Source organism: Citrobacter sp. R56 (genome assembly GCF_016811995.1).
Lineage (GTDB): Bacteria > Pseudomonadota > Gammaproteobacteria > Enterobacterales > Enterobacteriaceae > Citrobacter_D > Citrobacter_D enshiensis.
In genome coordinates, this window is record NZ_CP069159.1 from 835,539 (window position 1) to 848,960 (window position 13,422).

Consider the following 13,422-nt stretch of genomic DNA (forward strand, 5'->3'; position numbering starts at 1 on the left):
ATGTGAGGAATTGAAATGAAAACGTTGATGGTATTTGACCCCGCGCTGTGTTGCAGCACTGGTGTCTGCGGTACTGATGTTGATCAGGTGCTGGTCGATTTTTCTGCGGATGTGCAATGGCTGAAAGGGCGTGGTGTTCAGGTCGAACGTTACAACCTGGCACAACAGCCGATGAGTTTTGTTCAAAACGAGAAAGCGAAAGCATTTCTAGAGGCTTCCGGGGCTGAAGGGCTTCCGCTGTTGTTGCTGGATGGCGAAACGGTGATGGCAGGGCGTTACCCAAAACGCGCTGAACTGGCTCGCTGGTTTGGTATTCCGCTGGAGAAGGTGGGATTAGCACCGACACGTTGTTGTGGTGGTGATACGTCCTGTTGTTGAAAATGTCAGGAGGACAGATGAAATTTTTACAGAATATCCCTCCCTATCTGTTTTTTACCGGTAAGGGGGGAGTGGGTAAAACCTCTATTTCCTGCGCCACGGCAATTCGTCTGGCAGAGCAGGGCAAACGGGTGCTGCTGGTCAGTACCGACCCGGCCTCAAACGTAGGTCAGGTCTTTGGCCAGGCGATAGGCAATACTATTCAGCCAATAGCCACCGTGCCTGGATTGTCGGCACTTGAGATTGATCCTCAAGCCGCTGCGCAACAGTACCGGGCCAGAATCGTTGATCCCATTAAAGGTCTTCTGCCTGAAGACGTGGTCAATAGCATCAATGAGCAGCTTTCGGGAGCCTGTACGACAGAGATTGCCGCGTTTGATGAGTTTACCGGATTGCTGACCGACGCCTCTCTGCTGACCCGGTTTGACCATATCATTTTTGATACCGCACCGACCGGTCATACTATTCGCCTTCTCCAGTTGCCAGGCGCCTGGAGCAGTTTTATTGAGAGCAATCCCGATGGCGCGTCCTGTCTCGGCCCGATGGCGGGGCTGGAAAAGCAGCGTGAACAGTATGCCCATGCCGTTGAGGCGCTTTCTGATCCGAAACGCACCCGATTAGTTCTGGTCGCCCGACTGCAAAAATCCACCTTGCAGGAAGTTGCGCGTACGCATGACGAACTTGCCGCGATTGGCCTTAAAAACCAGTTTCTGGTAATCAATGGCGTTCTGCCTGAAACCGACGCGGCAAACGATACATTGACTGCTGCAATAGGGCGGCGAGAGCAGGAGGCGCTGGCTAATCTTCCCGCAGGTTTGTCGGCACTCCCCACGGACACGTTATTCCTTCAACCAGTCAATATGGTCGGCGTACCGGCACTGAGAGGGCTTCTCACCTCGCAGCCTGCGATGGCGTCATTTCCTGAAGAAAGTATTCAGCAACACCCTGAAATTCCATCGCTTTCTTCATTGATTGATGACATCGCTCGCAATGAACATGGCCTGATTATGCTGATGGGCAAAGGCGGTGTAGGGAAAACCACGATGGCGGCAGCCATTGCTGTCAGGCTGGCCGACAGGGGATTTGATGTCCATCTGACAACGTCTGACCCTGCGGCGCATCTCAGCACAACCCTTAACGGCAGTCTTAACAATCTGCAGGTCAGCAGGATCGATCCTCACGAGGAAACGGAACGCTATCGTCAGCATGTCCTTGAGACGAAGGGAAAAGCGCTAGACGATGCGGGGAAACGCCTGTTGGAAGAAGATTTACGCTCTCCTTGTACCGAAGAGATTGCGGTCTTCCAGGCCTTTTCACGGGTGATTCGTGAAGCGGGTAAGCGCTTCGTGGTCATGGATACGGCACCCACCGGGCATACGCTACTGCTGCTGGATGCCACCGGGGCGTATCACCGCGAAATTGCTAAGAAAATGGGCGATAAGGGCCATTTCACCACGCCAATGATGCAGCTTCAGGACCCGGAGCGAACCAAAGTGTTACTGGTCACGCTGCCGGAAACCACGCCTGTGCTGGAGGCGGCAAATTTGCAGACCGACCTTGAACGTGCGGGAATTCATCCCTGGGGCTGGATCATCAATAACAGCCTTTCTATTTCGGATACACGTTCGCCGCTGCTTCGTCTGCGTGCGCAACAGGAACTCCCGCAAATAGAGGCAGTTAAACAGCAGCACGCCTCTCGTGTCGCGCTGGTGCCGCTGCTGGTGTCAGAGCCGACGGGCATCGAAAAACTCAAACAACTCGCAGGTTAATTTTTACGTAAACAGGGTGGCATAGCTGCCCTGTCAGGAGGTTTTATGTTACTGGCAGGAGCCATATTCATCCTGACCATTGTGTTGGTTATTTGGCAGCCAAAGGGATTAGGCATTGGCTGGAGCGCCACGCTGGGTGCCGTACTGGCTCTGGCATCGGGTGTGATACACATCGATGATATTCCTGTAGTGTGGAATATTGTCTGGAACGCCACGGCAACCTTTATTGCCGTCATTATCATCAGTCTGTTGCTGGATGAGTCCGGCTTTTTTGAATGGGCTGCACTGCACGTTTCCCGCTGGGGAAATGGGCGTGGGCGTCTGCTGTTTACGTATATTGTTTTGCTCGGCGCGGCGGTGGCGGCATTGTTTGCCAATGATGGCGCGGCGTTAATTTTGACGCCGATCGTTATCGCTATGCTGCTGGCGCTGGGGTTCAGTAAAAGCACCACGCTGGCGTTCGTGATGGCGGCAGGGTTTATTGCCGATACCGCCAGTCTGCCGCTCATCGTGTCAAACCTGGTCAATATCGTTTCGGCTGATTTCTTCGAGCTGGGATTCGCGGAATATGCGTCAGTTATGGTGCCGGTGGATATTGCCGCCATTACTGCCACGCTGGTGATGCTGCATCTGTTTTTCCGCAAAGATATCCCGCCCAATTACGATCTGGCGCGACTGAAAGAACCTGCAAAAGCCATCAAAGATCCGGCGACGTTCAGAACCGGCTGGATTGTACTTCTCCTTCTGCTGGTCGGTTTTTTTGTCCTTGAGCCGATGGGGATTCCTGTGAGTGCGATTGCGGCGGTGGGGGCGGCAATCCTGTTTGCGGTGGCCAAAAAAGGTCATGGCATTAACACCGGTAAAGTGCTGCGCGGCGCGCCCTGGCAGATCGTTGTCTTCTCGCTGGGGATGTATCTGGTGGTCTACGGGCTGCGTAACGCCGGGCTGACGGATTATCTCTCTGACGTGCTGAACGTACTGGCAGATAAAGGACTGTGGGCCGCCACGCTGGGGACAGGATTCCTGACCGCATTCCTCTCTTCTATTATGAACAATATGCCGACCGTATTGGTTGGCGCATTGTCGATTGATGGCAGCACCGCGACCGGCGTTATCAAAGACGCGATGATTTATGCCAACGTCATTGGCTGCGATCTGGGGCCGAAAATCACCCCTATTGGTAGCCTGGCAACACTGCTCTGGCTGCATGTACTTTCACAGAAGAATATGACAATCACGTGGGGATACTACTTCCGCACCGGGATTATCATGACCCTGCCTGTGCTGTTTGTAACGCTGGCTGCGCTGGCGCTACGTCTCTCTGTCACTTTGTAATGAGATACTGATATGAGCAACATTACCATCTATCACAACCCGGCCTGCGGCACCTCGCGCAACACGCTGGAGATGATCCGTAACAGCGGTATCGAGCCGACTGTTATTCATTATCTTGAGAATCCACCGTCACGCGATGAGTTGGTCAAACTCATTGCCGATATGGGGATCACGGTACGGGCGTTGCTGCGTAAAAACGTGGAGCCGTATGAAACGTTAGCGCTTGCCGAAGACCGTTTTACTGACGATCAGCTCATCGACTTTATGCTGCAACATCCCATTCTGATTAACCGTCCGATTGTGGTGACATCGCTGGGAACGCGACTGTGTCGTCCTTCCGAAGTGGTTCTGGATATCCTGCCGGATGCGCAGAAAGGGGCTTTCGCCAAGGAAGACGGTGAGCAAGTCGTAGATGTTGCTGGTAAACGACTGAAATAAAGATTAAGGGGGCGTTTGCCCCCTTATTCATTACTTCGCCATTTTCTCCAGCAGATCTATTCCAACCGGCTCCTCGCTTTGCAAAGGCGTTAACGCAATACGCGTCGCATACTGTTCTTCTACATCAGAGATCAGCGGTAGCTCACTACTCGCCCTGGTCATCAGGAAGGGGGAGGACGGTATCGCAGCGGCAAGACTATTATTCACAACCCATGCCCACGGCGCGATCCCGGCCCGACGCAAATCGTTCTGCAGATTCGCCGCTTCCAGCACGGGCGTGGTTTCAGCCAGCGTCACGATAATCACTTTTGTTTTGTCCGGGTCCTGCAACTGCATCATTGGCGTAATCACATGGTCATGTGTTTTCCCCATCTGGCGCACCATTTCACGGTGATACGCCCCTGTCGCATCCAGTAGCAGTAGCGTGTGGCCTGTCGGTGCGGTATCCATAATGACAAACTGGTTATCGGCTTCTTTAATGACCCGTGAGAAGGCCTGGAAAACGGCGATCTCTTCGGTGCATGGTGAACGGAGATCTTCCTCCAGCACCGCCAGTCCTTCAGCGTCTAATCCTTTGCCCTGATTTTCCAATACAAAGCGGCGATAACGCTCTGTCTCTGCCTTCGGGTCGATACGGCTAACCTGAAGATTAGGCAGCGAGCCATCCAGCGTATAAGAAAGATGTGCTGCCGGATCGGACGTCGTCAGGTGGACTTTGTGGCCGCGCTTAGCCAGCGATACCGCCACCGATGCCGCGACGGTTGTTTTACCTACGCCGCCTTTACCCATCGTCATGACCAGACCTTTTCCTGCCTGGCTCAGTTCATCGACCAGCGAAGCAAGTTTTGGCAAATTGAGGGTGTTCAGAGCAGTGATGGGCGTCTCTGATGATGCGTTGCTGTCAGTAAATAACGCCCGCAGCGCATCCAGACCAACCAGATTAAAGGGCTTCAGATACAGCTGCGAGCGGGGGAGATTCGCCAGATTCTCCGGCATTGCCCGTAGCGCTTTCTCTTCCCGCGCCAGGATACTTTGCGCCAGTCGATCGTTTTTACCCGCGAACGGGGGCAGCACGCCATTGATGGCAAGATGTTGATGCTGCAGCCCTATTGCGAAGAGTTCATCGTGGGTATGTGAAACCTCTTTTAGCGTTGAAGCCTGGGCGCGGGCGACCAGTACCAGGCGCGTAAGCGTGGCGTCAGATAATGCTTTAACCGCATCTGCGTATTGGTGCTGCTGTTTCTCCAGTCCGACCAGTGGTCCAAGATTAGCTGCGGCATCGGGATTTGCTTCCAGATAGCCGCTCCACGCTCCCGGCAGCTCAAGCATGCGGATCGTATGCCCGGTTGGCGCGGTATCAAAGACGATATGGTCATACATCTCCCGCAACTCAGGGTTGGTCAACAGGCCGGTAAACTCATCGAATGCCGCGATTTCCGTCGTACAGGAACCCGAAAGCTGTTCCTCAATACTGCGCACCACGTCGGCTGGCATCATGTCACGAACCGGATCAAGCACTCTATCGCGATAGGCTTGCGCGGCAGCCATCGGGTCAACTTCCATCGCGGAAAGATTGTCTACGGCAGTCATGTCCGTTATCCGGTGACCGATGGTTTGGCTAAATACCTGACCGACATTAGACGCCGGATCGGTACTGACCAACAGTGTTTTCTTACCCTGATCGGCCAGCCATACCGCAGTGGCGCAGGCCAGAGATGTTTTACCGACACCACCTTTACCGGTGAAGAAAATGAACGGGGGGATTGCTTTTAAAAATGGCATATTCATCAGTGCTAGCTCCTCTGGAATTAAGGCATACGTGGAATGCTGCAGCAGCGCGGTTGCGCACTGTCTTCACTCCAGTCCTGAGTAAGCGGAATACCCGCCCAACGGGCGATATCATCCCGAGTGGGAAGTTTACCGGTCATCACCAGTTTGCCGTCGAGCAAGGTGGCCGGCAGGGACGCCATCCCTGATGTGTTCAGAAATTCGTTGATAATGGGTGTATTCAGGAACGGTTGTGGGTTCTTCGCAAGGCTGTAGCGCTGAATATCAACGCCATTTTTCTTCGCCCATTCTACGCTGGCGTTCCATTTAACCGCCTCGTCGCTAACCACGACGCTGCGGGTGGCACAGCAGCCAGCCGCTTCAAAGATCTCGATTTTTGACATGTGTTACTTACCTCAGTGTTAGTCATTTGCCTTTACACTGAGGTAAACGATGGTGGCGGGAAAAAGATGCGCGGTTACGTCATTTTTTTGTGGCAGCAGACGGGAGATGTGTCATCCGCCTCAATCTGGCAAAGCTCCGTCATCGCTTCTTTCAGGTGCTTTCTCGCCCGCAGCAAGCGGGATTTAAACGCAGTCAGCGAGATTCCCAACTCATCGGCTAGCGCCTGTTGGGGACGCCGGTTAAGGTCGGATTCTTCAATCAGCCATCGCTCATCTTCTGGCAACGCCTGCAGGGTTTCAGGCAGACAGACATTCAGCGTTGAAATGGCATCAGGAGATATGTCAGACAGCAGGGTATCTTCTTCCAGTTCGACAATCTCTCTGGCGCTGCGGTATTCGTCGATGAGCAGATTTCGCGCTGCACGATACAACCATGCACGCGGATTCTCCATCTCACAAAAATGATCGGAATGAGCGCGGGCACGGAGAAAAAGCTCTTGCAGAAGGTCAGCGGCTTTCTCCTCATCCCCTGTTTTGGATACCAAAAAACGTAAGAGTTCTGGTTCGTGCTGTTGCCAGAAAATGGTCATACATGCATTGAAATCACTCACATTACTCATGTCAGACCTCCGTGGTGAAAGTGCTTTTGCGATTCGACAACATAAGAAAAGTAAGGTTACACGATGAAAAGGGAATAGAAAAAAGACAGGTCATTATATACCTGTCTTTTTATAGAACAATAACAGAACATCATTGTTCATCGTGCAGGGGGCGACCGTAACTTATACCAATATGTATAAGATAGCCTCAGGATATTATCCTGCATTGCATTATGGTTTATTCAATATCACCATTGTGTGGTAATAGCCTGTTGCCGTGAGAATATAACAACGTGCATATAAACGGTTTATTTTCCGACTGTTGGCTTAAAATAACCAATACCGATCGTTTTACGAAAACGCCAGTTTTGCCATTGTGGCCATAATACATCGGCGATCATCGCAATCGCTATCCAGCGGAACCAGGTGGCGAAGGTATTACTGTGTCCCTGAGGTTCTTTATATCCCTTCACCCAACCGTCATAACCTCGTTCGCCGAGCAAGGTGTCCGGGAACCCACCGTCTGCATTCTGGAAGTCGAGCAATTTCACCAACATACTGCGTAACCAGTGCTCAATTTCGTCTTTGCGCTGTGGGCAACGGGCATGGCCGTGCGCCAGAATATCGATAATATCGACATCAATGCAGCTGCTGCGAACAGCCAGGGGTTGCTCCAGACAACGGCTCATTGACTGGTTGAAATAGGGAATATTTTCATCGAGCGCATAAAAGACATGCAAATTATGCGTCGCACCGCAGAGAGCAAATAATAATGCCTCCTGACTGTACTGCTGGCCCGGTCCCCAGAACCCAGAATAGGGCTCGCTTTGCTGATTATGCCAGAAGATCATATCCTGCAAACGCTGAGCCGCAGGGCCGTTTGGATCTCTTTGCTGTTCGAGTAACAGAAAACTGCCCATATTGACGATATTGTTCCCTTCCAGCCAGGGATCGCGCATATCGCGTTGACCTAACCATGCCCAAAAATATTGTGGGTCGAGGTACGGTTTCAAGAACGGCAGTTCGAGGCGATCCAGTTGATCCAGAACATCCAGTGTACCCATACAGTAGTTTGTCGTATGGAAGCGCATGTACTGGCGAGTGATATTGGCATCCGGCCCTTTCCAGGTTTCGCTCCAGCACAACCCCGGCAACTGGAAAAATCCTTCCTCCTGCTGATGACCTAATACCCAGTCCGCCAGCGCTTTTTTCTCAGTTATCTCATCGCCTAATAAAACGCGAGCCATTGTCCCATCGTACGTGCCTGGCAGCAGCATCTGCGGCCACTGTTCTGGCTGGTGAAGCTCGCTGACGCGTAATACGCCAGGCGTTCCGTTGGGAAGTTGCATGCTGTTAAGCCAGAGGAGACTTTTCTCTTTGGCTGCAAGAATTCGTTCCTGTAACAGGCTATCGGTAAATGACATGTTCAGTTCCTATACGATGAAAATTATTTAAATTTAGCCGCAGCCATTGTTGGAATTAAAAAATGCATAATCAGGAAACCCAGCAGATAGGCAAAACCGCCCATCAGGAAAATAGACCAATAGTTGCCTGTCGCCTGCAGGATATGGCCTGTTGCCTGTGTAAAGAGAATTGAACCGAGAGAACCAATTAAGCAGCCAATACCGACAACGGCACCCACAGCCTGTTTAGGGAACATATCCGATACGCTGGTATAAAGATTGACTGACCAACCCTGATGCGCTGCAACAGCAAGTCCAATCAACGAAACCGCGACCCAAAGATTAGAAACATTCGAAACCAATAAAATAGGCAACACGCAGGTGGCACATAGCAATAACGTTAATTTACGTGCCTTATTGACGGCCATACCGCGGTTCACCATCCACGCCGGGAGATATCCGCCAGCAAGACCGCCCATGGTTGCCAGAATATTGATTAAAACCAGTGGCATCGCCATATGAGCCATATCAATACCGCGTGCGTCATGCAGCCATTTCGGTAACCAGAACAGGAAGAACCAGAAGATCGGGTCTGTCAGAAACTTACAAATAGCAAATGCCCAGGTTTGCTTATATTTCAGCAGCCCCAACCAGCTGATTTTTTGCTGTGACAGTTCGGCACTGCCCGCGTCATCATCCTGATTAATCCAGGCTAACTCTTCTTCATTTACTTTTTTTACCTTTTCCGGTTTTCCGTATAAAAATAACCAGAAAACAATCCAGATAAACCCGACAGCACCGGTTGCGACGAATGCTTCACGCCATCCCCATTGTAAGGCAATCCAGGGAATAATGATGGGTGCAAAAATATTACCGACATTGGAGCCGGCATTAAAAATACCGGTTGCAAATGCGCGTTCTCGTTTCGGGAACCATTCAGCGGCAACCTTTACTGCGGAAGGAAAGTTGGCGCTTTCCCCTAACCCAAGGAATATACGGGCGTAAATGAAACCAATCACTGTGCCGACCATACCATGAGCCATCGCCGCCACACTCCAGAGCGCCAGAGCGATAGGTAAGACCAGGCGGGCACCATAAACATCAACGATACGTCCACACAGGAATAAACCTAACGCATAGGCGGCCTGAAATGCCGTCACAATATTGCCGTATTCAATCTCGTTCCAGCCAATATCTTTTTGTAGCATTGGCGCGAGTAACCCTAAAATAGATCTATCAAGGTTATTTATGGTGACTGAAAAAAAGAGTAACGCGCAAATTGTCCATCGATATCGACTGGTTGTAGAACTCATCTTTACTGCTTGATTACTGACACCACTTTGCAACTGCCCCATCGTATTTCCTCCGTCACGATATGAGAACTTATCCAAACAGACCCAGCAAAAATTACGTTCAGCCAGTGTAAGTGACCTGGTCTGAGTCCGTGACGGGTTAGAAAGAGAATTGAGATCCCTGAAGTTCAGCCATAATTTTATGTGAGTAGTATCGCTACCCAAGGTTGTTAATGTGATATAGGTCACTACGATAAAATTTATTATGAGACACTGATCACACTGAGGCGCTCTGCATTTTAGACGGTTGTCACATTTACTTGTTTTTTCCTCTATCTCAGTCTTGTGATCCCGAGGATCGCCATCAAACCCGGTTTTTGAGCCGTTATTCTTCAGCAACACCTCTTTTATGAAGGATATCTCATGCTGGAAAAATCTGACCTGGCAGAAAATGCCGTTGAATGCCTGCACAACGAGCAATATGACCAGCCATACAACACGCAGAATCTTAACCATACCAATCTGTTGTTCACTGGCGGTCGCCAGTGCGAAAGCCTGAGCGGGGAGTGGCGATTCACGCTGGATCTTCACGACACAGGGTTAAGGCAAAAATGGCATCTCCTGGATAAACGCGATGCTGAAACGCGCCGGGATCCTTATGATTACGATCCTTTTGCCGGTGATACCGTTCCGGTGCCGGGATGCTGGCAGATGATGAATGAAAAATGGTTCTATTTTGAGGGGAGTGCGTGGTACACCCGCGAAATCGACTATATCGTTCAGGACGCTGATGAACGTATTTTTTTACGCGTTGGTGCCGCTAACTACGATTGCAAAGTTTTCCTCAATCATCAGTTCATTGGTAATCATTATGGTGGCTCCACTCCATTTTGTGCTGAGTTAACGCCGCTATTACAACCCGGCAATAATGTGCTGATGCTGTGTGTGAATAATAATCGCACCACCGACAGGCTTCCTCTGAGAAATAACGACTGGTTTAACTACGGCGGAATATATCGTGAAATCGATATTATCCGAACGCCGCAAACCTATATTCAGGATCTGTTTGTCTATTTAGTCCCCGATGGGAACTATAATCAAATTACCGTGAGAATAGCGGTTGAAGGTGACGCGACGGAGGTCAATTTCAACCTCGCCGAATTGGGTATCTCTGTGACTCTGCCAGTGATTGAGGGGGTTGCTGAAGCGACATTGTCTGCTGAGCCGCAACTCTGGTCTCCTGAGCATCCTAAATTGTATCGGGTCATGGCGACGCTGGGACGTGACTGTGTCAGCGACCGCGTGGGTTTCAGGCAGATCGAGGTCGTGGGAACGGATATTCGTCTGAATGGTAAGTCGCTCTATCTTCGGGGCGTAAATTGCCATGAAGATGATGTCCTGTTAGGGAAAATGACCAACGAAGCGGATATCCGCCGCCGTTTTCAGGATGCCAAAGGGCTTAACTGCAACTACCTGCGACTGGCGCATTATCCTCACCATGAGCTGGCCGCGCGTATTGCGGATGAAGTGGGCTTGTTGCTCTGGGAGGAAATTCCAAACTACTGGGCGATCGATTTTAAGAATCCAGCAACCCAACGCGATGCGCATAATCAGTTGATGGAGCTTATTTATCGTGACCGAAATCGTGCCAGCGTGATTATTTGGTCCGTCGGTAATGAAAATGCCGATACCGATGAGCGACTGAATTTTATGACTTCGCTGGTAGATGCCGCCCGCCAGGCCGATCCCAGCCGTTTGATTTCTGCCGCTTGCCTGGTCAACCATGCCAAAATGAAAATTGAAGATCGTCTGGCCGATTATCTCGATATCATCGGACTGAACGAATATTACGGTTGGTATGAAGAGAATTTTGATGATCTGATTGTACTGGGAGAAAACTCGTCGCCCACAAAACCGGTGGTGATCACCGAAACAGGGGCCGAAGGTGTGATCGGCGATCATGCTCCTCAGTCAGGGCCGTTCTCGGAAAACTATATGGCGGATGTTTATCGCAAGCAGACCGAGTATTTGCCAAAACTTAATTATGTCCGTGGTTTTACCCCGTGGCTATTGTATGACTACCGTACAGAAAGACGGCAGAATCCTTACCAGAAAGGATTCAACTGTAAGGGGCTTATTACCGCTGACAAAATAACACGCAAAAAGGCATTTTATGTGCTGCGTGATTTTTATCAGCAGCTCAAAAATGCCGGGTAATAAGCTAACACTGTTAGTTTAAGACCGAGATATCCGGGGCGACCACCGGGTTTGGCGTCCCTCCGGGAACCAAATCCCGGTGTTTCCCCTAATTCATTGACTTAAGTGTACGGTGTTAAGTCATTAGCGGATTAATCTGCGGTCAGACTTTCTGCCAGGCTCAGCAGCCTGGCAGGATCAAATAACATGGCCAGATAATGGGGTTGCTGTTGTTCTTCTTTATCGAGCCATTCGGAAATTCGATGTGCTAACAGGCGCAGTTGATTAATTTCTTTGGTTAACTCAAATAAAGAGATGCCACTTTGATTTCCGTAGCGGTCTAACATCATTTTCATTGCGACGCTTCGAGCGACGCTATTAAACATTTCGGTGTAGTAGGGGACGCGTTCCCAGACGCGTTTAAACAGATCTCTTTTCTCTTCCGACATCGCAATCGAATGTATTATTTGATGTAGCCGGTTACGGGAATCCTGGGCCAAAAAGATCGCTCGTTGCTTCTCTAATAATAATTGCTGGTATTGTTCGCGCCCGGTGTCGGGATCGCCCATCGGGAATAATACCGACATACTATAATCGTCAGAATGGCGTAAATGTAACTGAAGCTGTTTTACAGCCTGGGCATAGCTTTCAGGTACCTGGCTGTAGTGGTGTAAAACATGCCCCAAAATATAGGGCGTTTTTCTCATCCATTCGTAGCTACAGGTATACAATTGATGAAAGGTGTTTAATTCAGCCACTCCCACTTTATGCTCTAGCATATCCGTGAGCCAGCAGTGAAATGCCTGTTTTTCAGACATAAATATTTCACGGCCAAACATGGCTAAACCATGTAAATTCACCGAATTTACCGAGTTGATCAGGGAGCTGTTAGAGATCCACTCCCAACTGAGCCTGCCCGTAATTGCTTCAAGGTGCTCGCCAGCCATGCTTTCGACCCAGCTCAATCGACCCTGAATTTCTTCTAATAAGTAGCAAGGCAGCAGTGTCCAGCCGTACTCCAGACCCCACATATCAAACTCAATCCACTTGATTCGCCCTTCCAGTTGAGTCAATAAAGGATTATTCACAAAACCGGGGCGATAACCATGAGCCACGGCCTTAATTGATACCCGCACATCCGGCGGTAATACCTGTAGCGCATTGACTAATTGCCATGATGCCGCCTCATCCTCCATATAGTCACGCAGGACCATTTTCTTTCCGAGGCTTCGCAGGGTTTGATAAAGGTAAGGGATTGTCGTGACCCAACTGGCTTTGTATGGCTGATGTCGGGGAAGATTAACAATCATGCCATCAATACCGGATAATTGTTGTAAGGCCTCAAAGAGATCCTGCTGATAAAAATTTTTCCAGAAAATTTCATCTGCACTACTATTTTCAATCAACGCATATTCGGGATACTTTTCTTGTATTTTGCCATCCCGGGGTAGGGCTTCCCCTTGTAACCAAACGCCAATGCCTGATGCCCGACAGTAACGACATAAACGTTGCAGATATAATAAATGTTCCTTACGCTCGCGTAGCAGATTCTCACGGCCATGTTGACAATAAATGGAGGGTGAGACTAATAAAGATAATAAATTCTGCTGGTTAATGACAAGACCATTAAATTGGTCCCGAACCATCACCGCAATGACACTCTGCAAATATGGCCAGTGCCAGATCAGCGAAGAATTCACTTCTAATAAACGAAGCGGAATAGAAGTCTGCACTTAAAGAAACCACGCGAGCAATGTTAATCGTACCTTCTATTTTATAGCTGTTGTTTCTGTCGCACCAGAGTTAGTTAGGGCCAATAGCAGATTAAAACGCTGCGGAAA

11 protein-coding genes are annotated in these 13,422 nt (G+C 50.0%); 5 read left to right on the forward strand and 6 right to left on the reverse strand.

The features are described 5' to 3' along the window. The first annotated feature begins 15 nt into the window (after positions 1–15). From arsD to arsC, 4 genes are read left to right on the forward strand one after another with little or no spacing between them, the layout of a single operon-like run. Positions 16–378, forward strand: a complete 363-nt coding sequence (arsD, locus tag JM656_RS03980; protein WP_203360100.1) for an arsenite efflux transporter metallochaperone ArsD — start codon at positions 16–18, stop codon at positions 376–378. Between the two features lie 17 nt (positions 379–395). Continuing rightward, a complete protein-coding gene (gene arsA / locus JM656_RS03985) occupies positions 396–2,147 on the forward strand; it encodes an arsenical pump-driving ATPase (protein ID WP_203360101.1) in 1,752 nt (583 codons plus the stop codon). 45 nt (positions 2,148–2,192) lie between these two features. Continuing rightward, the gene (gene arsB, locus JM656_RS03990; protein ID WP_203360102.1) at positions 2,193–3,482 is read left to right on the forward strand and encodes an arsenite efflux transporter membrane subunit ArsB; all 1,290 of its coding nucleotides are present in this window, start codon (positions 2,193–2,195) and stop codon (positions 3,480–3,482) included. A 12-nt stretch (positions 3,483–3,494) separates the two neighbouring features. Beyond that, entirely contained in the window at positions 3,495–3,920 is a 426-nt protein-coding gene (arsC, locus tag JM656_RS03995) for a glutaredoxin-dependent arsenate reductase (RefSeq protein ID WP_203360103.1), read from the forward strand. Positions 3,921–3,950: 30 nt separating this feature from the next. On the opposite strand, the gene arsA (JM656_RS04000) is transcribed toward arsC, so the two are convergent. From arsA (JM656_RS04000) to JM656_RS04020, 5 genes are all read right to left on the reverse strand, one after another. Then, entirely contained in the window at positions 3,951–5,708 is a 1,758-nt protein-coding gene (arsA, locus tag JM656_RS04000) for an arsenical pump-driving ATPase (RefSeq protein WP_304521082.1), read from the reverse strand. A 20-nt stretch (positions 5,709–5,728) separates the two neighbouring features. After that, positions 5,729–6,091 (reverse strand): arsenic metallochaperone ArsD family protein, encoded by a 363-nt coding sequence (locus JM656_RS04005; protein ID WP_203360104.1) that lies wholly within the window; start codon positions 6,089–6,091, stop codon positions 5,729–5,731. 74 nt (positions 6,092–6,165) lie between these two features. Then, entirely contained in the window at positions 6,166–6,711 is a 546-nt protein-coding gene (locus tag JM656_RS04010) for a sigma-70 family RNA polymerase sigma factor (protein WP_203360105.1), read from the reverse strand. A gap of 287 nt (positions 6,712–6,998) precedes the next feature. Continuing rightward, on the reverse strand, positions 6,999–8,114 hold the full coding sequence (locus JM656_RS04015) for a hypothetical protein (RefSeq protein WP_203360106.1): 1,116 nt from the start codon (positions 8,112–8,114) through the stop codon (positions 6,999–7,001). Between the two features lie 23 nt (positions 8,115–8,137). Beyond that, positions 8,138–9,448, reverse strand: coding sequence for an MFS transporter (locus JM656_RS04020; protein WP_238929192.1), 1,311 nt, complete (start codon positions 9,446–9,448; stop codon positions 8,138–8,140). 360 nt (positions 9,449–9,808) lie between these two features. Here JM656_RS04020 and JM656_RS04025 point away from each other — a divergent pair, with 360 nt between their 5' ends. Then, a complete protein-coding gene (locus tag JM656_RS04025; protein WP_203360107.1) occupies positions 9,809–11,602 on the forward strand; it encodes a glycoside hydrolase family 2 protein in 1,794 nt (597 codons plus the stop codon). A gap of 131 nt (positions 11,603–11,733) precedes the next feature. Here JM656_RS04025 and JM656_RS04030 read toward each other — a convergent pair whose 3' ends face one another. Next, complete coding sequence (locus JM656_RS04030; RefSeq protein WP_203360108.1) at positions 11,734–13,314, reverse strand: hypothetical protein; 1,581 nt, start codon at positions 13,312–13,314, stop codon at positions 11,734–11,736. Positions 13,315–13,422 lie beyond the last annotated feature (108 nt).